Annotated in this window: 20 protein-coding genes and 1 pseudogene; 14 read left to right on the top strand and 7 right to left on the bottom strand. The window is 71.9% G+C overall.

What is annotated here, in order from left to right:
* Positions 1-197 precede the first annotated feature (197 nt).
* The 6 genes and pseudogenes from ADL25_RS26965 (at position 198) to ADL25_RS26940 (ending at position 5,070) form a co-directional block, all read left to right on the top strand.
* Positions 198-542 carry a helix-turn-helix domain-containing protein gene (locus ADL25_RS26965; RefSeq protein WP_059130428.1) on the top strand — a complete coding sequence of 115 codons (345 nt, stop codon included), beginning with the start codon at positions 198-200 and terminating at the stop codon, positions 540-542.
* Between the two features lie 1,279 nt (positions 543-1,821).
* Positions 1,822-2,058, top strand: a pseudogene (locus ADL25_RS26960) (MerR family transcriptional regulator); the annotation flags it as partial.
* Positions 2,059-2,287: 229 nt separating this feature from the next.
* Positions 2,288-2,491 (top strand): cold-shock protein, encoded by a 204-nt coding sequence (locus ADL25_RS26955; protein WP_059130427.1) that lies wholly within the window; start codon positions 2,288-2,290, stop codon positions 2,489-2,491.
* A gap of 244 nt (positions 2,492-2,735) precedes the next feature.
* Positions 2,736-4,319 carry a DEAD/DEAH box helicase gene (locus tag ADL25_RS26950; protein ID WP_059130426.1) on the top strand — a complete coding sequence of 528 codons (1,584 nt, stop codon included), beginning with the start codon at positions 2,736-2,738 and terminating at the stop codon, positions 4,317-4,319.
* Positions 4,316-4,714 carry a CBS domain-containing protein gene (locus ADL25_RS26945; RefSeq protein ID WP_079050589.1) on the top strand — a complete coding sequence of 133 codons (399 nt, stop codon included), beginning with the start codon at positions 4,316-4,318 and terminating at the stop codon, positions 4,712-4,714. Before ADL25_RS26950 ends, ADL25_RS26945 begins: the two co-directional genes overlap by 4 nt.
* Positions 4,715-4,782: 68 nt before the next feature.
* On the top strand, positions 4,783-5,070 hold the full coding sequence (locus ADL25_RS26940) for an SCO5918 family protein (RefSeq protein WP_059130425.1): 288 nt from the start codon (positions 4,783-4,785) through the stop codon (positions 5,068-5,070).
* Positions 5,071-5,627: 557 nt separating this feature from the next.
* Here ADL25_RS26940 and ADL25_RS26935 read toward each other — a convergent pair.
* Positions 5,628-6,032 (bottom strand): DUF5994 family protein, encoded by a 405-nt coding sequence (locus ADL25_RS26935; protein WP_059130424.1) that lies wholly within the window; start codon positions 6,030-6,032, stop codon positions 5,628-5,630.
* A gap of 10 nt (positions 6,033-6,042) precedes the next feature.
* A complete protein-coding gene (locus tag ADL25_RS26930; RefSeq protein ID WP_147317997.1) occupies positions 6,043-6,585 on the bottom strand; it encodes a hypothetical protein in 543 nt (180 codons plus the stop codon).
* A 370-nt stretch (positions 6,586-6,955) separates the two neighbouring features.
* On the opposite strand from ADL25_RS26930, the gene ADL25_RS26920 reads away from it, so the two are divergent.
* The 4 genes from ADL25_RS26920 to ADL25_RS26910 all read left to right on the top strand — a co-directional run bounded on the left by ADL25_RS26920 (position 6,956) and on the right by ADL25_RS26910 (position 9,446).
* Positions 6,956-7,300, top strand: coding sequence for a hypothetical protein (locus ADL25_RS26920; protein ID WP_059130421.1), 345 nt, complete (start codon positions 6,956-6,958; stop codon positions 7,298-7,300).
* Between the two features lie 339 nt (positions 7,301-7,639).
* Positions 7,640-8,017, top strand: coding sequence for an STAS domain-containing protein (locus ADL25_RS26915; RefSeq protein ID WP_059130420.1), 378 nt, complete (start codon positions 7,640-7,642; stop codon positions 8,015-8,017).
* Positions 8,018-8,039: 22 nt separating this feature from the next.
* Positions 8,040-8,165, top strand: a complete 126-nt coding sequence (locus tag ADL25_RS51615; RefSeq protein ID WP_267889278.1) for a hypothetical protein — start codon at positions 8,040-8,042, stop codon at positions 8,163-8,165.
* A 348-nt stretch (positions 8,166-8,513) separates the two neighbouring features.
* Positions 8,514-9,446: a PP2C family protein-serine/threonine phosphatase gene (locus ADL25_RS26910; protein WP_234381051.1), complete on the top strand. Its 933-nt coding sequence runs from the start codon at positions 8,514-8,516 to the stop codon at positions 9,444-9,446.
* A 93-nt stretch (positions 9,447-9,539) separates the two neighbouring features.
* On the opposite strand, the gene ADL25_RS26905 is transcribed toward ADL25_RS26910, so the two are convergent.
* Both ADL25_RS26905 and ADL25_RS26900 read right to left on the bottom strand, forming a co-directional pair.
* Positions 9,540-10,415: an LLM class flavin-dependent oxidoreductase gene (locus ADL25_RS26905; RefSeq protein WP_059130418.1), complete on the bottom strand. Its 876-nt coding sequence runs from the start codon at positions 10,413-10,415 to the stop codon at positions 9,540-9,542.
* 31 nt (positions 10,416-10,446) lie between these two features.
* On the bottom strand, positions 10,447-11,466 hold the full coding sequence (locus tag ADL25_RS26900; RefSeq protein ID WP_059130417.1) for an aldo/keto reductase: 1,020 nt from the start codon (positions 11,464-11,466) through the stop codon (positions 10,447-10,449).
* Between the two features lie 173 nt (positions 11,467-11,639).
* Between ADL25_RS26900 and ADL25_RS26895 the strand changes: the two genes are divergently transcribed.
* Positions 11,640-12,230, top strand: coding sequence for a TetR/AcrR family transcriptional regulator (locus tag ADL25_RS26895; protein WP_059130416.1), 591 nt, complete (start codon positions 11,640-11,642; stop codon positions 12,228-12,230).
* A gap of 281 nt (positions 12,231-12,511) precedes the next feature.
* On the opposite strand, the gene ADL25_RS26890 is transcribed toward ADL25_RS26895, so the two are convergent.
* On the bottom strand, positions 12,512-13,147 hold the full coding sequence (locus ADL25_RS26890) for a hypothetical protein (RefSeq protein WP_059130415.1): 636 nt from the start codon (positions 13,145-13,147) through the stop codon (positions 12,512-12,514).
* A 358-nt stretch (positions 13,148-13,505) separates the two neighbouring features.
* Here ADL25_RS26890 and ADL25_RS49150 point away from each other — a divergent pair, with 358 nt between their 5' ends.
* The 3 genes from ADL25_RS49150 (at position 13,506) to ADL25_RS26875 (ending at position 16,873) form a co-directional block, all read left to right on the top strand.
* Positions 13,506-14,357, top strand: a complete 852-nt coding sequence (locus ADL25_RS49150; RefSeq protein ID WP_059130414.1) for an SCO2400 family protein — start codon at positions 13,506-13,508, stop codon at positions 14,355-14,357.
* Between the two features lie 433 nt (positions 14,358-14,790).
* Positions 14,791-16,068 (top strand): serine/threonine-protein kinase, encoded by a 1,278-nt coding sequence (locus ADL25_RS26880; protein WP_059130457.1) that lies wholly within the window; start codon positions 14,791-14,793, stop codon positions 16,066-16,068.
* Between the two features lie 127 nt (positions 16,069-16,195).
* Positions 16,196-16,873: a DUF6445 family protein gene (locus ADL25_RS26875; protein WP_059130456.1), complete on the top strand. Its 678-nt coding sequence runs from the start codon at positions 16,196-16,198 to the stop codon at positions 16,871-16,873.
* Between the two features lie 66 nt (positions 16,874-16,939).
* Here ADL25_RS26875 and ADL25_RS26870 read toward each other — a convergent pair whose 3' ends face one another.
* Both ADL25_RS26870 and ADL25_RS26865 read right to left on the bottom strand, forming a co-directional pair.
* Positions 16,940-17,743, bottom strand: a complete 804-nt coding sequence (locus ADL25_RS26870; RefSeq protein ID WP_059130413.1) for a TIGR03943 family putative permease subunit — start codon at positions 17,741-17,743, stop codon at positions 16,940-16,942.
* On the bottom strand, positions 17,740-18,774 hold the full coding sequence (locus ADL25_RS26865; protein WP_059130412.1) for a permease: 1,035 nt from the start codon (positions 18,772-18,774) through the stop codon (positions 17,740-17,742). The genes ADL25_RS26870 and ADL25_RS26865 overlap by 4 nt, the downstream gene beginning before the upstream one ends.
* Positions 18,775-19,025 lie beyond the last annotated feature (251 nt).

The following is a 19,025-nucleotide window of genomic DNA, read 5'->3' as shown; positions in this document are numbered from 1 at the left end:
TACCGCAAGACCCCGGAATGGATGGTGGTCCCCGGTCAAGCAGCTGCGATCCCCCGCTACCCCGCCCTCTGCCGGGCCGGGTAGCGGAAACAGAAGGTCGGCACAGCAGTAGGGCCGACGGATGGTGTTGAATTTCCTTCGGGGCCTTGGTGCCGTACGGCACCAAGGCCCCTCGACGCGTTGCACAGCGAGGTGACATGACAGCGGACAACCCTCTTAGTGATTTTCTGGACGACGACGACTACCCCGCCTACACGATGGGCCGGGCAGCCGAGATGCTCGGCACCACCCCGGGCTTCCTTCGAGCCATCGGCGAGGCTCGTTTGATCACTCCGCTCCGCTCGGAGGGCGGGCATCGCCGGTACTCCCGCTATCAACTGCGGATCGCCGCTCGCGCCCGCGAGCTCGTCGACAGGGGCACCCCGATCGAGGCCGCCTGCCGCATCGTCATCCTCGAGGACCAGCTCGAGGAAGCTCAGCGCATCAACGCCGAGTACCGTCGTGCCGCGGACGAGGCGGCCGGCAGCTCCGGTTCCAGCTGATCGCGTGGGCGCGGGCCACCCGGAGCGCCTTGTGGTGGCCACACGAGAGTACGGGCCGGTAGTCCCGCGGTCGGGGTGACGACAGCGTCGGCTGTCGTGGGAGCGACGGGATGGAGCTGGGCCGGTTCCCGCCCGTCCGGCGCACCCAGCCCTCACCGGGCCGACCTCAAGGGTGGGCATCAGGAGGGCTGCGCATCGATGCCGCAGTTCGGGTACGGCGACCCCCACCGCCGTGCTGCGATCACATAGTGCAGCCGACGCCCAGATCAATGCCCCAGCAGGCTATGGTCGCTCCCGATGCTCGACCCACTGCTTAAGCGCCCCGCTCGAAACCCCGGATCAGTTCCGGCGGAGGGTGACCCTCCCCCGAGCGGCAGTTCCTCGCCCGAGTCGAGGCTGTCGGTGGCCTCCAGCCGGGGCGCATCTCGTCGAGGGTGAAGCCGAGAGGCTTCCATACGACGCAGTGTCCACAGTGCCGATTGGCGCCGCACTCATTGGGCCAGCATGTTCGCCATCGCAAAGATCCATTCGAGGCGCTCTCGGGCCAGAACACCGCCAGGAGCACCGAGGCGTTCGCACGGCGATGCATCCGACGTTCCATGACGGCGTGCCCCGGCCGTGCCCATGAGAGCGGGCAACAGCGGTCAATCACGGTGCGATCCCGCACTCGTGAGGAACTCCGATCAGCGCGTACGTCCAGCTCACGGCGTATGAGTCCGCGCAAGCGCCGTCGCTTCCCAAGCTGAGAGCGCGAGTTCCATTCTCGTCACCCGCTCTTCTTGAAGCCCCAGGTCAGCGGCCTGGGGCTTGTGCTTTTACAACACGCTTCCTGCTCCCTGTGCGGCGGAGTACCGCTGACCTGCAGTTTCAACCCGGGCATAGGGCGATTCGGGCAGGGAAGCCCTCAGTCCGCCGAAATCCCTTCTGACAGCCGGGACTTCGCCGGCGGAAGACCGCATCGGCGTGGCACGTCATCGGGCAGGAGCGGGACGCCTCGCGGCGTGCCGATGGCCGTACGGCCCGGACGTCGCGTCGGCCGCATCTGGCCCTCCGCCATGGGGCACGGCGCGCACCGCGACGGCCGGTGCGATCCGTACAGGGGGTGACCGGCCCGGCCGGAGTGACCGTATCGGGGTGTCGTGGAAACGCTGTGGTGTCGGCCGGGCACTCGGCCAGGCACCGAGGTCTCTGCGACCCGGCGGCCTGGGGCCCCGGGCCGCCGTGCGGTCTGCGCGGGAAGAACGGCGGTGGCGCGATCGAGGGCTTGAGGTCCGGCACCTTCCTCCGGTCCGTCGGTACAGCCGAGCTGATCACTCCCCTACGGTCGGAAGGCGGCCATCGCCGTTATTCCCGCCGCCAGTTGCGCATCGCCGCCCGCGCCCGTGAGTTGGTCGATCAGGGCACCCCCGTCGAGGCCGCGTGCCGCATCATCTCTCTGGAAAATCAGCTCGACGACGCCCTGCGCCTGAACCGGGAAGTGCGCCGGAAGCTGAACGAGCAGGGCACAAATATCTAGTACCGCCGACACAGAAATCCGGAATCCAGTCGGATGAGGATTACCGGAAGATTCCGAATGTCCAGGGACGCTCCCGCCCCGACCTGTGTTAACGTGACAGCAGTTGCAGTTTTGATTGCCAGAGATTTTTTCTTTGCAGAGCTTTCGGATTTTTCCGGAGGGGTGATCATCGCGGCGACTCGGCTCCGCGAAGTGCAGGGCCGACACTGCCCCCCGAGGGAGATCCAATATGGCATCTGGCACCGTGAAGTGGTTCAACGCGGAAAAGGGTTTCGGCTTCATCGAGCAGGACGGCGGCGGCGCTGACGTGTTCGCCCACTACTCGAACATCGCCACCAATGGCTTCCGCGAACTTCAGGAAGGCCAGAAGGTTACCTTCGACGTCACGCAGGGCCAGAGGGGCCTGCAGGCAGAGAACATCGTTCCCGCCTGACGCCGACGTGAACGTCGCGGGCCAGAGGCTCGCGCATCGTATGGCTGGGGCCCGCGCTCTTGGGGTGCGGGCCTCAACCATTGCGTTTCCGGGTTTCCCCGATCTCCGGATTGCCGACAGTCCGGGCTTCGGCATCGAGAGGCCCGACCTTTTGCTTTTTTATCCGGCTCAGTCTTGTGATTCCTTACGGCGGTCAGCCGTTGGACGGAATTCCTCGATACGCCGCATCGAGGAAGGTTCCGCCATGAACCGTACCCACCGCACCGACGGCAAGTCCGGTCACCACCGCGCGGACCGCGGTGCCACGCGCTCGGCAGGCTCCGCTCGCGGCAGCCGCTTCCGGACGCAGGAGACGGGCCGGCCGGGCCCTCGTCCGGGCACCGGGCGCAAGAGCGGCCAAGACTCCGCCCCACGCCGGCAGGAGTTCACCGCGCCGGTCACCCTGACCGAGCCACTGCCCGCGGTCGAGACGTTCGCCGAACTGGACATGCCCGCACGGCTGCTGGCGGCGCTCGGCGCCGAGGGCCTGACCGTGCCCTTCCCGATCCAGGCGGCCACGCTGCCCAACGCGCTCGCGGGCCGCGACGTCCTGGGCCGGGGCCGTACGGGCTCGGGCAAGACGCTCGCCTTCGGCCTGCCGGTGCTGGCCCGCCTCGACGGGCAGCGAGCCCAGCCACGGCAGCCGCTCGCCCTCCTCCTCGTCCCCACCCGGGAACTGGCCCAGCAGGTCACCGACGCGCTCGCCCCCTACGCCCGGGCACTGAGACTGCGGCTCGCCACCCTGGTGGGCGGCATGTCGATCGACCGGCAGGCGAGTGCCCTGCGCGGCGGCGCCGAGGTGGTCGTCGCGACGCCCGGCCGCATCAAGGACCTCATCGAGCGGGGCGACTGCCGACTGGACCGGGTCAGCGTCACCGTCCTCGACGAAGCCGACCAGATGGCGGACATGGGCTTCCTGCCGCAGGTGACCACGCTGCTGGACCAAGTCCCTTCCGACGGACAGCGATTGCTGTTCTCGGCCACCCTTGACGGTGACATCGACCTCCTGGTGCGCCGCTACCTGCACGACCCCGTGGTGCACTCGGTCGACCCACCGGCGGGCAGCGTCACCACCATGGAGCACCATCTGCTCCACGTGCGTGACGGCGACAAGGACACCACCGCGACCGAGATCGCCGCCCGCGACGGACGCGTGATCATGTTCCTGGACACCAAGCACGCCGTGGACCGGCTGACCACGCATCTGCTGTCGGTGGGCGTGCACGCCTCGGCCCTGCACGGTGGCAGGTCCCAGGCACAGCGCAACCGGACCCTCGCCCGGTTCAAGGACGGTCGGATCACGGTCCTGGTGGCCACCAACGTCGCGGCCCGCGGTATTCACGTCGACCACCTCGACCTCGTCGTGAACGTCGACCCGCCCGGCGACCACAAGGACTACCTCCACCGCGGCGGCCGTACCGCCCGCGCCGGCGAGTCCGGCACCGTCGTCACCCTCGTCCTGCCGCACCAGCGCCGCGCGGTGGACCGTCTGATGGCCGACGCCGGCGTCACCGCGCGTACCGCCCGGATCCGCCCCGGCGCGGCCGAACTGCACCGCATCACCGGCGCACGCACGCCGTCCGGCGTGCCCGTCGCCCTCCCCCCACAGCCCGCCGAACCCCGCGAGGGCAAGGGATCCGCCGGCCGTGGTCGTCGGGGCCGGGCTGCCAAGGGAGTCGGTCGGCCCGCGGCGGAACCCCCGATGACCGCGGCACGGGTACGCGCTCCCAGCGGTCGGGACCAGACGTCGCCCGTCCCGCACGTTCCGACGAAGAGGAGAAGCTCTTGACGCCGATTCCGCCCCTCACACGGCATGCCCACGGCACCGGTCCGACCGCCCGCGATGCCATGCACGCTCCCGGACCGCAGGTCGACGACCACATGGCCGTCGACGTGGCTCTCTCCGTCCTCATCGGCGCCCGCGTCCCGCACCTGCTCCTCCGGGACGAGGACGGCCGGTGCACGGGACTGGTCACCCGGTCCCAGCTCGCCGCACACCGGGGCGGCTCGTGGTACAGCGACCGGACGCGGCTGCGGGACCTCCCGCTCGACCGCGGGCCGTTCACCTCGTCCACGGCCGCACTCGGCGAGGCGGAAGCCGCCATGCGAGTCCGGGCCCTGCACGTTTCCCCCGTGATCGACGAGCACGGCTACGCCCTGGGCGTCCTCGCTCTCACATCCTGACCGCCGTCCGGCCGCCCGCCGCGCGGTCGGCCTCTCCGGTGATCCGACCCGTCCCTGTGGAGGCATCCATGCGCTGTGTGATCGCCCGTTTCCCCTTCGACCTGGTCAAGGGCGAGGTCGAGCAGTCGATGAGTGGCATCGCACCCGAACCTGTCACCGGCGTGTCCGTGACCATCGCCGGCCGCGTCTTCCCCGTGATGCAGGTCGGGGAGGTGATCACCAGGCAGAACCGCCGGGACTTCACGTCGGGTGAGATGCGTCGGGCGCTGACCCGCCTCGGCTTCACCTGCCACGATGCGTGCCCGGTCAACCCGGCCCGACAGGCCTGGGGCGACGAGGACACACCCGGTTGGTGACGCTTTCCATGACGACAGCAGGTCATGTGGCTTTTCCCGGTTGGAGAGCCGAGGACGTGGCACCCGGCCTGTGAGCGGGCCGGACACCCGAATCCGCGTCCCGCGGAGGCCGGCGCTTCGGACATGAGGCGCATACCGCACGAGACCGGTACGGACCGCTCCGCCGGTTGTCACCGAAGGGCTGTCCGGTGACAACCGGCGTGACCCGTCTCTGCCGCACCCACAGCGCTCGGCATCTGCGACGGCAGCCGCCCATGGAGTGCGTTCGGCCGGCTTCGCCGACTGGGCCCGCCGAAGGCCGCGGACATCTCGGGCGCCTCCCACCGATGACCCCGTGCCCACAGCGTGCCCGTGAGACGGACCTCTCGCGGTCGGCAACGGTGATGCCGGTGCGCCGCGTCGGCCTCCGCTGGTGGTTCACCGTCGCTGCCGTGGCGACGAGGGCGGTCGAAAGGGGCAGGAGTCGATGCGGACGACATGGTCGGCCACGGGCTGTCGAGCGTGCAGCGGTGGTTGATCAGGGCGGGAAGCTCGGCTGCGTGGTCACCGCGCCCGGGTCAGCCGTCCCCGAGGTCGCCCGCCGCGGCCGCCATGAGTGGCTTTGCGGCGTCCTCGGCGGTGTCCGGAGGCACGACCACAAGGTCCCAGCGCCCTCGGCCGGCGGACAGCAGGACGACGGTGTGCGGGGCGTTCGCCGCCAGGGCTCTGCGCAGTCGTACGACCTGGTTGCACACGAGTATCCGGCCGGGCGTCGCGGACCACGTCGCCGCGTTGAAGGTGACACTCGTGATATGGCCCCACTCGCGCGGCAATCCGGCCAGCAGCCGCGGGAGTTCCACGAGGAGGTCGTAGGAGCGCGGCCACCATGCTCCGTCGATGGGCCGGGGCAGGTCGCTGTGGGGCGCCAGCCGCAGGCGGAGGACGGGGTGGGAGGGAAGCGGGGGCTGCAGCCCGGTGGTCATGGGGCTCCTGTCAACTGGCTGAGGGGAAAGCGTGGTTGCCGTCAGGCGTGATGCGCGGCGACCCGGCCCGGCGCCGGCGGGCGCACCTCGTGCGCCCGCCGAGGCGGTCCAGGAGGCGGATGACGGCGGCCGAGAGGTCCAGCCGGCCGCGTTCGACGCCGTGCCGGACGCCGGTGCGGTCTGCGTAATGGTGGTTGTGTCGGCTTTCTCCGATGGAGAGTCGGGGGACGGGCCACAAAGCGATGGCGCGGTCGTGGCGTCGAGCGCGTTCACCGGACACACGGCACAGCGAGTCGAGGATCCGGGTGACGCGGTGGAGCAGCGCGATGGGGACACGTCCGGCCCACGGCAGGGCGGTCGGGCCGTGTACCCGGGAGCCGCCGATGGCCCGGCCCGCCACGGACGGCGGGACGACCGGCACGGCCGGGTACGGCCGTTCCCCGCCGTCGCGCGCGGGCGCAGGTCTGCCCGGCGGCAAGGACGAGGTGCCGTCGCGGCCCCAGCGCGGCCGGGCGGTGTCCGGCGGGGTCGGCGTGATGGGGCTGGGTGGCATGGAGGAGTCCCTGACCTCGGCGATGGCCGCCGGCACGGAGGTGCGGCGGGGGTCACGGACTGCCCCTGGAGGATGGGTGGTGTGCTGGTGACGGCCTGTCGGATAGGCACGACGCACCCTCGTTCTCCCTACCGTACTCGCCGGACCGGGGGACACCCGGATCCCGCTGTTCAGCGGCATTCGGCGGGTTGCGCTCGGGCCGGCGTCGCATTGACACGCATCGTCGCCGGACGTTGACTGGCAGGACGGCTGAGGGCCATGAAGGGCAGGGTCGACCGGGTCTCCGGAAGCCTGAAGCAGGCCGTCGAGAAGGCGAAGGGCGTCTTCAGGCGGTGACCCCCCATCACAAGCGGAAGCGGTACACAACACGATGTACGACCAGACACGCGCCCAGCAGCCCGCGGACCGGTCCCCGGGCCCGGGCGGACGCCGCGCCACGGGCCCGGATCCGTTGCTCCCTCCGCAAGAACGGGACGAGATCGTGCGCCGCCTCGGACATGCCGTCAACACTTTCGCGGACACCCCGCGCGAGGCACTGGAGGAGGCCGAGGGCGCCTTCGACGAAGCGGCCGCCCAGCTCATGAACGCCCTTTCGGAGGCGCGGCGAGTCGTCCGCGCGGGCTGGCAGGACCGGGACCCCGAAACGGAATCCGCCGAACTCCGGGGCGCGCTGAGGCAGTACCGGGAGCTCACCCAACGACTGCTGCGTACGTAGACTGCGGCAGGTTTCCGACGGAGAACGCCGGGAGGCCTCCCACCACAGGCCCCGGCCCGGCACCGCGGCTGCCCGACGGCGCCGCGGGCCGTCCGGACCTTGACGGCGGCCGCCCCGGCCCCCCGCGCGCGGCGCCCTCCCTTTCGGGCGCGAACGGGAGCCGGGTGCCCTCCGACGAGAACCTTCCGGAGACGTTCTCCACCTGGCCCTGCCGCTCGCCACGGCAGTAGGCTCGGCCTGCGGTCGCCCTTGGCCTCGGCCCTCTCCGTGCAGTCCGTTCGGCGCAACAGAGGCTCTGCGCACTGTGAAGCTCCAACCCGGACAGAGGAGATGGCGCGCATGTGCGCTCATCCCGACCCGCCCGAGCCTTTCCGTACGCCCGAACTGTTCGACGAATGCCGGATGGTGCAGGCCCGTGGCGAGCTGGACCCGACCACCGTGGCACCCCTGGTGCAGGCCCTGGAGGGCGCCCGCACGGGACGTGGGCGCGTCTTTCTCATCGTCGATTTCCGTGAGGTGACCTTCGCGGACGGAAGCATCCTGGGACCGCTGTGCGAGGCGTGGGAAGACTGCCGGGCCCGGCAGGGCTGGGTCCGCGTCGTCCACAGCAGCCTCGGGATCGACCTCGTCCTGCTGGGCGGCGGCATGCTGGGCCGTTTCCCCGCCTATGCCACCGCCCAGGACGCCTGGCGCGGAACGCCTGCGACAGCGGGGTGAGCAAGACATACGGGACACGGGCGTGGACACCACCCGCGCGGCAGAACCCGCACGGTCCTGGCTGGAGACCGGCAGGTCCGGGCACGAGGCCGCGGGCAGCGGGGAGACGGCGACCGGGAACGGGCCGTCCTGCCTCTCCGGGGAGTAGCGTCAAGTCGCCGGGACACTTCCGCACACGGGCACCCGCGGGCGGCACTCGGGCGGATCCACGACGACCCGTTCCGGTGTCCAACCGGCGCCCCGCCGCTCCTTCTTCACCGTGACTCGAGGCCCTCGTCGGTCCCACCTCCACGCCAAGGCTCCCGTCGTAGGCCCCGGCCTTCGTGCCGTCCGCGGTGAGCACGGCCCGGATGGACGGCCCGGGAGGGGCGCTACCCCGGTTGGCCGACCGCCACCGCGTGGCGGGAGGCGGTGTGGGCGAGCCGCGTGCCGGGAGACGACGGTCCCGGTGGTAAGCCTGGCCGGGCCAGGAGCCGGTCGGCGTCGGGAGCTGCAGGTGGCAGGGCTGGGAGTGTGGAAGTGGCTGGGCAGGCGGAGCCACTTGCTGCCAGCCCTCCTGCTGCTCGTGGCCGGGACCGTGGCCGGGGTCGCGGTCTTCCTCAACCGCCTGCTGTACCACCGCGAGGTGAAGCTGCAGTCGGTGAGCGGTATCGCCACCGCCGTTCAGCGCGCCGTGCTGCCGAGCCCGCCGGCGCGCATCGGTCCGCTGCGCTTCGCCGCCCGTTACGAGGCCGCCCAGACGGATGCCCAGATCGGCGGGGACCTCTACGCGGTGCTCGACACCCCCTATGGCGTGCGCTGTCTGATCGGCGATGTGTGCGGCAAGGGGATGGACGCGGTCAGGGCGGTCACGGTCGCTCTCGGGACGTTCCGGGAGGCCGCCCTGCGAGAGCCCGCCCTGACCGGGCTCGCGGACCGGCTGGAGCAGGCCCTGGTCCGGGAGGCCGCGCAGTCGGGGAGCCTGCTCCCCGCCGAACGGTTCGTCACGGCCCTGCTGGCGGAATTCCCCCCGCGGGGGAACGAGGTCCGGCTCGTCAACCGGGGGCATCCCGCGCCTCTGCTGTTCCTCGGGGACACGGTGCGGTACGTCGAGCCCGGCCGGCCCGCCCCGCCCCTGGGCCTGGGCGCCCTGAGCGTCGACACCGCGCGCGTCGACACGGTCGCGTTCCCCCAAGGGGCCGGTCTGCTGCTCTACACCGACGGGCTGACCGAGGCCCGGAACGCGTCGGGCACTTTCTACGACCCCGTCGGCAGGTTCACGGGACGGCGGCACTCCGGTCCGGACGCCCTCCTGGACGCCCTCCTCGCCGATGTGTGCCGGCACACCGACGGCCGGAGAACCGACGACATGGCGCTCCTGGCCATCACCCGTGCGTCCGACGACGCGTCCCCGCCGAGCGCGCGCCGATGGCGCCCCGAGTCCCGGTGACCACTGACCCCCGCGGAACGAACACCCGGCGCCCGGGGAAACGGGGATGGTCCCGGTGCATGCCGGGAGCACCGTCGGCCACCGCTCCCGGGGTCAGGCCGTCGTGGTGATGAGCTCGTCGGTGACCCACCGCGCCACGTCGGCGGGGTAGGGCGCCGGCAGCCCGAGGACGATGTGCCGGAAGCCGGCGCCGACCGCGTCGCCGATCGCGTCCCGGGTGACGCCGGACCGGTCGTAGGAGACGGGCAGATGGATCGAGCGGGTGATGGAGGCCGGATCACGGCCGATCTCGGCGCAGTAGCGGTCCAGCAGTGCGCTGCGGCGGACACAGTCGTCCAGGTCGCCGCCCGGGATGTTCCACAGATCGGCGTGCTCGGCGACCACCCGCAGGGTCGAGGACGAGCGGCCGCCGATCAGGATCGGCGGATGGGGGCGCTGGACGGGTTTGGGGTTGCCGAACGCTCCGGTGAGCCGGACGTGGGTGCCGTGGAAGTCGAACGGTTCGGTCTCGGTCCACAGCCGCCGGATCACCGTGCACGCCTCGGCGAGGCTCGCCACGGCCCGCGCGGAGTCCTGGAAGGGCAGACCGTGGGCCTCGTACTCGCGCCTGGCCAGGGGATGGCCGGGCCGTGAGCCGACGCCGATACCGAAGTCGAGCCGGCCGCCGGAGACGATGTCCACGGTCGTGGCGATCTTGGCGAGCATCGCCGGCGGCCGGAACCGGTTGCTGGTCACCAGCACACCGAGCCGCAGCCGACGGGTCCGGGCGGCAAGGGCCGACAGCAGTGTCCAGCCCTCGTAGGCCGGCCCCGACGGATCGCCGCCGATCGGCATGAGGTGGTCGAACAGCCACGCGTGCTCGATCTCGGGGATCCCGTCCGCCTCGCACCAGACCCGCAGGACGTCGTGGTAGTCGACCTGCGAGGGGGCGGTCATGATCCCGAAACTGGGTCGGGGTGTGTGGGGCATGGAACATCGGTCCCTTCCGTCGCCCGGACGGTCAGCGTCGCCGCAGTGACGGGTCGAGCAGCGCGGGCGGAGTGTCGTACTTCTCGTGCGCGGCCAGATCGGTGCCGGGGGCGACGACGGCGTCGATCGCGTCGAGTACGTCGGCGTCGAGCACGGTGTCGGCGGCGGCGAGTTGCGTGTGCAGGTGGTCCAGCGTGCGGGGACCGACAAGCGCGCAGGTCACGGCGGGATGTGCGGTCACGAACCCGAGAGCGAGCTGGATCATGGTCAGTCCGGCCTCGTCGGCGATCGCGGCCAGTCGTTCGACGGCGTCGAGTCTGGCCCGGTTGGAGGGGAGGGAGGTGTCGAAGCGTTCCGGCATGAACGTCGAGCGGCTGGTGGTGATGTCCCGGCCCTCGCGGATCGCGCCGGTCAGCCAGCCCGAGGCCAACGGGCTCCACACCAGCACGCCGAGCCCGTGCTGCTCGGTCACGGGCAGCACATGGGTCTCGACGCCGCGCTGCAGGATCGAGTAGCTGGGCTGTTCGGTGACGTACCGGCCCAGACGGTGCTCGCGGGCGGCCCACTGCGCCTCCACGATGCGGTGGGCGGGGAAGGTGGAGGAGCCGAAGTAGCGGATCTTTCCGGCGCGTTGCAGGTCGGTCAGGGCCGACAGTGTCTCCTCGTCGCCGGTGGTCGGGTCCCACCGGTGGATCTGGTAGAGGTCGACGTGGTCGACACCGAGGCGGCGCAGACTGCTGTCCAGCTCGGCGACCAGCCAGCGGCGCGAAGCGCCCCGATGGTTGCGCTCGTCGCTCATCGGCATGCCCGCCTTCGTGGCCAGCACGATGTCGTCGCGGCGGCCCGCGATGGCTTTGCCGACCATCTCCTCGGACTCGCCGCGGCCGTACATGTCGGCGGTGTCGATGAGGTTGATCCCGCCCTCCAGGGCGGCGTCGACGATGGCGGTGGCCTCGTCCTGGGTGGTGCGCCCGATGGCGCCGAAGTTCATCGCGCCGAGCGCGAGGGAACTCACCTGCACTCCGGTGCGGCCCAAGGTGCGGTACTGCATGGTCGTGCCTCCTCGATCAGGGATGAAGCGGGACGGCAGCGCATGGCACGGCAGCGCATGGCTTGGTGGTCGGTTCCCTGCTCTGGCATCATCAGCAAACGGAACCACGTCCCGTTTTGACGATACGGAACAGTGTCCCGTTTAGCAAGGGAGGCTGTGGAGGGAGCAGAGCGATGAAGGACGCCGATCAGGCCGCGGGGCCCGCGGGCCGGCCCAGACGGGCGGACGCCCGGCGCAACGAGGAGGCCCTGCTGGAGGCGGCCGCCGCGGTCTTCGTGGAGTCGGGCGTGGAGGCGCCGGTGCGCGACATCGCGGCCAGGGCCGGTGTCGGGACGGCCACGATCTACCGCCATTTCCCGACGCGGGCGGATCTCATCATCGCCGTCTACCGGCACCAGGTCGAAGCGTGTGCGCAGGCCGGTCCGGCCCTGCTCGCGACCGCACCGACCCCCTACGCCGCACTGGGGAAATGGATCAGCCTCTTCGTCGACTTCCTGGTCACCAAGCACGGTCTCGCCGCCGTTCTGCGGTCCGACGACGCCGGCTTCGACGCCCTGCACGCCCACTTCCTCGACCGGCTCGTGCCGGTGTGCACGCACCTGCTCGACGCCGCGGCCGGTTCGGGCGAGATCCGTTCCGATCTGCAGGCCTACGAATTCATGCGCGGCGTCGGCAACCTCTGCATCGGCGCGGAGAACGATTCCCGCTACGACGCACGCCGGCTGGTCGAGGTCCTCGTCGCCGGACTGCGCCGGCCCGACTGACATCGGCCGGGCATGACCGCGGGGCCGGTCCACGGTTACGGGGCCGGGCCATCGCCACGGGGCCGGGCCACGGCCACCGGCCCCGTCCACGGCCGCCGGACCGGGTCCATGACTACAGGTCAGTCCACGGGCACGGCCCGGTCCACGGTTACGGGACCGTCCACGGCCACAGGTCGGTCCACGACAACCGGCCCCGCTCCACGACCACGGGCCCGGATCGGGCCCGCGCCCCTGTTGCCGGTGCCGGCCCGGAGGTACGTGCACCCGGGGGACCGCGAAGTTCACCGCCCGGCGGAGCAGTTCCCCCATGCCTTCGCCAGCGCGGCGGGGATCTCCGGGATGTCGCCGCAGCCGTGCGGCCCGGCCGGCAGGCCGTCGCTGGTGAGGTACGTCCAGCCGCCCCCCGAGGTGCCGCGGAAGTACTTGGTGGTGCTGCCCTCGTCCTGCATGTTCACGAGTTCCTCGTCCGTGACACCCGGCGTCGCCTGAAAACGGGTGGCCGCGTAGCGGACGGCGCCGCACTGACCGTAGAAGAACCGGTGCGGCTCCGGCCGGATGTGGACGAGTCGGGGAAATGCGCGCCGGTACGCCGACGCCACTGCGGCCTTGACGTCGTCGCCGACGGACAGGTTCCGGCATCCGGGGACGCTCGCGGGCATCCGGGCGGCGCCGGTGGAGGCTGTGGCCCGGGCCGGGGTGGAGGTGGACGACGGGCGCGGCGCGGCCGAGGAGGCAGCGCCCGAAGGAGCGGCCGCCGTGGCGGGGGCATCGGGAGACGAAGCCGAGGACGTGGCCGACGGGGAGGTCGGCGAGGGAGCGCCCGAGGCGGCGTCGGTACCCGGCGAACCGTGGCACCCGGTCAGCATCAGGATTCCGCCCATCAGTGCTGTCACCGTCACGCCTCTGAGACCGCGCATGGCGAGTCCCCTCCTCGACCGACTGGGTCACGCACACCACCCGCGCGACCAGGTGTGCGGCCGCCGTTCCGGGGCCGCGGTTCGCCCTTAGGACAGCGCTGACGGCTCGGGGGTTGCAGGGGACGACGCACGGGCCGGTCTCGATTCCGTATAGACGTGCGGCCTCCCGGACCACCGGCGCCGGAGCGGCACCGCACGGGACGCGCGAAGCCCGCGGGGAATCCGCGCAGGAGTGTCACACAGACTGCACACAGTTTTGAGAATGCCCCGTTAGCGTTGCAGGCCGCTCGATCCCACGTGCGAACGAGACCAGCCGAGGCCCGGCGTGGCGACGGCACGTCAACTCAGGAAGACCGCAATGGACTACTGCTCCTCGTGTCGTCGGCATCTCAACGGCGCCCTGGTGTGCCCCGGATGCGGCGCCTACGCCCCGGACATCGCTCCGCTCACCTCCGGCGGCCACCCCGTCCCGGCCCGGGCCGCCACAGCGGCAAGGCGCCCCGCGACGGGATGGGAGTTCGCGAACCCGAACATCCCCGACATGCGGCACGACGAAGAGGTCGCCGACGGGGCGGCGTTCGAGGACGGTGCCGTCGACCACCCGCGAGGCGAGGCGTCCGGCGCCCCCGAGGGGCGGGCGGCACGGCGACGCCAGCGGGCCCGCTGGAAGAAGAGCCAGCGGCGGGCCGTGGTCGCGACCGCGGTCGCGCTCGTCGGCGGCGGCCTGACCTTCGCCTCGATGGACCGGCACTCCGCGGAGCGCGCCCAGGCGGCCGCGGCACCCGACGTCGCGAGCATGGGCGGCTCGGACGGACAGGCGCCGGAACCGCCCGTGGTCCCGACCCTGCCCGGCACACAGCGGTCCGCGCACCCCTCCCCCTCGCAGTCGCCCGCCACCGGACTGCCGCGGCACGGGTCCGCCGCACCCGGTGCACCCACCACGTCGCCGGACACCCGCCCGGACTCGGTGTCCGTCCCCCGTACGGCCCTGACCACTCAGACGGCGCAGACCGCGGCGCAGCAGCTGCCGGTGACCACCCCGTCCTCCGCCGCGCCGGTCACCGCTCCCAGCCACGCCGCCCCGGCACCGAGCCAGACCGCCGCGCCCGCCCCCTCCGGCGGCACGGACTCGGGGACGGCGCAGCCGGCCCCCGCGCCGACGGCCACCTCGCCCTCGCACATCTGCCTGCTCGTGCTCTGCCTGGGCTGACCCGCGCCACCGCCCCGGCCCGGCACCGAGCGGGGGCGCACACCACCGATCGGACCCACCGCGACGCCGGGCCGGGGAAGCACCCGCGCCCGGCGTTGCGCGTTCCACCGTCCTTGCACCCCTGCTGAGTTGCACCGGTCCGGCCCGCGGCAGCCGGTTCGCGAGCCGCGTGCGCCGCGTCCCGTCCTGCGGCGCCCGAGGCGATGAAGTCGGCGGATATCGGGACACAGGTGCCGGACTCGCGGGGATCGTGCGGCCGGATCGTCACGCCTCACCCACGACAAGGGGGAGACGGTGATCGAATCGCGTGGGTGTGCCAGTAGGGTGGACCCGCTGCGGCACCCCACCATCACTCGCCCTGGCGGAGTCGTGGCCGGCGGCGTTCCAGTCGTCGCACGGCATTTCGTCTCACGGCATGAGGATGAATCAACAGGTGCTGATCGCGGGCCGGTACCAGCTGGACACGACCATCGGACGTGGCGCGATGGGAGAGGTCTGGCGGGCGTACGACCAGATGCTCGGCCGACCCGTCGCCGTCAAGATCCTGCTCGCCCAGAACGCCGATCCCACCGCGGACTCCCGTTTCCGCCTGGAGGCCCAGACCGCGGGACGCCTGCACCACCCCCATGTGGTCGGCGTCCTCGATTTCGGGGAGCACGCGGACCGGCTGTTCCTGGTGATGGAACTGGTGGAGGGCGACAGCCTCGCCCGGGCGCTCGCCGACGTCGGACGCCTGCCCGCCGAGCGGGTCGCGGACATCGCCGCGCAGGCCGCGGCCGGGCTCGCCGTCGCGCACGAACAGGGCATCGTCCACCGGGACATCAAGCCGGGCAATCTGCTCCTGGACGCGGACGGCAACCTGAAGATCGGCGACTTCGGCATCGCCCGCTTCATGGACGACCCGTCGGGAGCGCTCACCGCGACCGGGCAGATCGTCGGTACCAGCCTGTACATCGCGCCCGAACGCGCCCTGGGGAAGACGGCGGGACCGGCCAGCGACGTGTACTCGCTCGGCTGTGTGCTCTACCAACTCCTCACCGGGCACCCGCCGTTCCGCGCCGACACCCCGATCGCGATCCTCCACCAGCACCTGGACGCCGCCCCGGTGCCGCCGCGCGAGCTGGGCGTCGCACTGCCGCCGGCGTTCGAGAACTACCTCCTCGGACTGCTCGCCAAGCGGCCCGAGGACCGGCCCACCGCACGGCAGGCCGCCGACTGGTTCGCCACGGGCGCCTGGCGGGGCCGTCCGGAACCGCTGCCGGCCATCGCCCCCGAGCCACGTCACGCACCGGTACCGGCGGTGGAACCGCCGGCGCTCCCGCGCGGGGCGGCGGGCCCGGCGACGACGTACAAGCTCCCGTCCACGGCCGGGGCGCCGAACCGTCGCGCGGCCCACCGGCAGCGGCTGTCGACGCCGGCGCACCGCGAACGCCCTTCGAGCGGTGGTCACCGCGAGCGGACGCCGGTGAGCGCCCGCCGGGACCGGACGCCCACGGCGGCGCACCGCGACCGGGCGGCGACGGCGGGCCGCCGGGAGCGCCCGTCGATCCGCGCGTTGGCCGCCCGCTCACCACGCACGGTGGGGTTGATCGCCGCGGCGGCGCTGTTCCTGACCGCGATGCTGGTGAGCATGGCGATGTTCTCGCCGGACAGCAGCTCGGCGCAGACACCCGAGGAGACCCGGTCCGGTCCGGCCACGCCGACACCCTGACCACCGGGGCGCACCGGCCTCCGCCCGCCTTCACCCAACTTTGCTTCTCCGCCGTTCAGTTGAGTTGACGCAAGGTTGACCGATCGAAAAGAGAACGGTGGTGGTCGCCGACTGTATGTTCACCGGCATGCCCCCACAGCCCCCACGTCTGCCGGTGCTTCCGTACCGCAAACCCACGCGCGGTCGCGACTACTGGATCCTCGACAACGTCCTGCCGAACGTGGACGAGGTGCGGGCCCGCTGTCTCGCCAAGGACGAGGAGGACTGGGCCAAGGGGTCCCCGTACACGCAGGAGAGCTGGCCGGGGCTGCGCACCATGCCGGGTCTCGAACCGGACGAACTCGCCCGCGTCGAGGGACTGGTGCGCAAGGAGACCGGGGCGCTGAAGCTGTGGCAGGAGACGGCGCCCGGCGGCGGCACCCTCAACCACAACTGCGTCCAGGTCGTCGGCAAGGACGAGGGTGAGCCCCGTCCGCACACCGACTCGCGCGCCCTGTGCCGCTATGCCGCGGTGCTCTACCTCAGCCCGAACGTCCCGAAGGGCTGCGGCACGAGCTTCTACCGGCAGAGCCTGCCCGGTGGGGTCCTCGGCGGCAACATGGTGCAGGCGCCGCACACCAATCTGGTCGAGGCCCTCGGCACACGGTACGTCTCCCCGGACGCGTTCACCGAGGACATCCGTGTACCGCAGCGCTACAACCGGCTGCTCCTGTACAAGGCCAACATCATGCACAGCGCGACCGGCTACTGGGGCGGCGCCCTGGACGAGAGGCGCATGACCGCCGTCTTCTTCTGGATGGCCTGACCGGCCTCCCGGCGGTTCGCTCCGCGGGGCGGGCCAGGGAATCGCGGGCGCGCGGGTGGCCGGTCGTCAACGGGACGTGGCGAGCGGAAGGTCGTCGGTGTAGGCGTTCACCGGGCGGGTGATCCGTTCGACGGTGCGGGTGTCGAGCGCGACCGGTGCCGACGGCGTCCCCAGCGTCCCGCCCGGGTGCCAGGTCCCCGTGACCGCCACCCAGGTGTCGGCGGGCGGGGCAGCGGACCCGTACATCCGCACCTTCACGGTCCGGGCGTCCGCCGCACAGCACGAGAAGATGATCCGGGTCAGGTACCAGCCGCCTCCCTGCCCCCGGGGTGTGACGAACCCGGTCATCCCGATGTCGCGTCCCTTGACGGCCTGGGCGCGGTCCTGGCGCACACGGCCGGTGAAGTCGGAGAGGGTCATCGGGACGGGCGATGCCGCGGGCAGTGGTTCGAAGTGCTGCCGCTCGTCGACGGCCGCGGGGGTCTCCCGGGCGGCGGTGTATGCGCCGAGGGCCGGCGGGGCGTACAGGAGCAGGCTCAGCACGGGCAGGAACAGCAGCCACGCGGCGCGGGGCATGCCGGAGTGGTCGTGACCGTGTCCGCCGTCCTCACCACCGTGGCCCTCTGCGTCCTGGCTCGCCCTGCCGGGGGTGTCGACGTCGTGGCCACGATGCCCGTGGTGCTCTCCGCGGTGCCGCCACTGCGACACCGCGTCCGCCACCCCGAGCACAAGCAGCAGGACACCCGAGGCGATCAGCACCGGGCGCAGGTCCTGCTTGACGTATCTCAGGTACAGATCGGTGAGGAGCGAGGCGCGCAGCAGGCCGAGCCCGCCGAGCACGAGCAGGACAACCTGGACGGGCCGTTTCACAGCAGCGCCCCTCCGATCAGGGCGCTGCACAGCACCGCGACGACCATCGTGGCGGCGGAGAACCTGACCGCGAAGGCCCGGCCGAAGGTCCCCGTCTGAAGGGCGATCAGCTTCAGGTCGACCATCGGCCCGACCACCATGAACGCCAGCCGCGCGAGGGGCGAGAAGCCGGTGAGCGAGGCCGCGACGAAGGCGTCCGCCTCGGAGCACACCGCGAGGAGGACGGCCAGCCCGGCCATGAACAGCACCGACAGCCAGGGCGAGCCGGAGAACACGTCCAGCACGGACCGCGGGACCGCCACGTTGAAGGTGGCCGCCGCCATGGCCCCGAGCACCAGAAAGCCACCGGCATGCAGGAAGTCGTGCTGGAAGCCGAGCCGGAACTCCCGCAGGCGGCTGTGCCCCGGCCGGTGCCCGGTGTGCCGTACGGCCGGCTTGAGCCATTCGTCACGTCCCAGCCAGAGCCACAGCCAGCCCATCGCGGCGGCGGTGGCGAGCGAGGCGAGCAACCGGGCCAGGACCATGGCGGGGCTGCCGGGGAAAGCGATGGCCGTGGCCGTCAGCACGACCGGGTTGACGGCGGGTGCCGACAGCAGGAACGTGAAGGCGGCGGCCGGGGTGACACCCCGGCGGATCAGACTGTTCGCCACCGGCACCGAGGCGCATTCGCATCCGGGCAGCACGACTCCGGCGACCCCCGCGACGGGGACGGCGAGCACGGGCCGACTGGGCAGCACACGGCTGAACACCCGGGCCGGCACGAACGCGTTGATCGCTCCGGACAGCGCCGTGCCCAGCAGCAGGAAGGGCAGCGCCTGCACGGTGATGGCGAGACACACCGTCCGCCAGGCCTGTACGGCCGGTTCGTCCAGCCCGCGGGCGAGGACGAGGAGGACCGGACCGGCGAGGGCGGCCGCCACGAACAGCAGCGGCCAGGGCAGGGGCCTGCCCCGTTCAGAGGCCTCACCGGACGCCGCCGGCACCGCGGCCGCCGAGGACGGCTCCTCGGCCAGTTGTTCTGTCTTCTGCATGCCGGCTCCGAATGTCGGATGTTCGGATCGAACATAACGGGCGCCCCTCCGTGCACCCCGTCACCGCCACGCGCCCGCGCAGGGGAATCCCCGGCCGCGCGAACGGCACCGGGCGCGCACGCGCCGCGACATGGAACCGGCCGGCCGCTCGGCGCCGTGCGCCGGGGCGCCAGGCCGGTCTCCCGGGCCATGACGGCCGCCCTGCGGCCGGACGGCTCACGATGTGACGACCCCCACAGCGCGGGCCGCCG

This window comes from Streptomyces sp. NRRL F-5122 (assembly GCF_001507435.1).
GTDB classification, from domain to species: Bacteria; Actinomycetota; Actinomycetes; order Streptomycetales; family Streptomycetaceae; genus Streptomyces; species Streptomyces lannensis.
This window is presented reverse-complemented; position numbering and strand designations above follow the sequence as displayed.

Bases quoted from the DNA above. Each gene is read 5' to 3' on its own strand.
- ADL25_RS26920 (WP_059130421.1), top strand. From the start codon at position 6,956: ATGTACGACCAGACACGCGCCCAGCAGCCCGCGGACCGGTCCCCGGGC.
- ADL25_RS26915 (WP_059130420.1), top strand. From the start codon at position 7,640: ATGTGCGCTCATCCCGACCCGCCCGAGCCTTTCCGTACGCCCGAACTG.
- ADL25_RS26895 (WP_059130416.1), top strand. From the start codon at position 11,640: ATGAAGGACGCCGATCAGGCCGCGGGGCCCGCGGGCCGGCCCAGACGG.
- ADL25_RS26930 (WP_147317997.1), bottom strand. From the start codon at position 6,585: ATGCCACCCAGCCCCATCACGCCGACCCCGCCGGACACCGCCCGGCCG.
- ADL25_RS26900 (WP_059130417.1), bottom strand. From the start codon at position 11,466: ATGCAGTACCGCACCTTGGGCCGCACCGGAGTGCAGGTGAGTTCCCTC.
- ADL25_RS26865 (WP_059130412.1), bottom strand. From the start codon at position 18,774: ATGCAGAAGACAGAACAACTGGCCGAGGAGCCGTCCTCGGCGGCCGCG.
- ADL25_RS26950 (WP_059130426.1), top strand. From the start codon at position 2,736: ATGAACCGTACCCACCGCACCGACGGCAAGTCCGGTCACCACCGCGCG.
- ADL25_RS26875 (WP_059130456.1), top strand. From the start codon at position 16,196: ATGCCCCCACAGCCCCCACGTCTGCCGGTGCTTCCGTACCGCAAACCC.
- ADL25_RS26940 (WP_059130425.1), top strand. From the start codon at position 4,783: ATGCGCTGTGTGATCGCCCGTTTCCCCTTCGACCTGGTCAAGGGCGAG.
- ADL25_RS26935 (WP_059130424.1), bottom strand. From the start codon at position 6,032: ATGACCACCGGGCTGCAGCCCCCGCTTCCCTCCCACCCCGTCCTCCGC.
- ADL25_RS26905 (WP_059130418.1), bottom strand. From the start codon at position 10,415: ATGCCCCACACACCCCGACCCAGTTTCGGGATCATGACCGCCCCCTCG.
- ADL25_RS49150 (WP_059130414.1), top strand. From the start codon at position 13,506: ATGGACTACTGCTCCTCGTGTCGTCGGCATCTCAACGGCGCCCTGGTG.
- ADL25_RS26955 (WP_059130427.1), top strand. From the start codon at position 2,288: ATGGCATCTGGCACCGTGAAGTGGTTCAACGCGGAAAAGGGTTTCGGC.
- ADL25_RS26965 (WP_059130428.1), top strand. From the start codon at position 198: ATGACAGCGGACAACCCTCTTAGTGATTTTCTGGACGACGACGACTAC.
- ADL25_RS26890 (WP_059130415.1), bottom strand. From the start codon at position 13,147: ATGCGCGGTCTCAGAGGCGTGACGGTGACAGCACTGATGGGCGGAATC.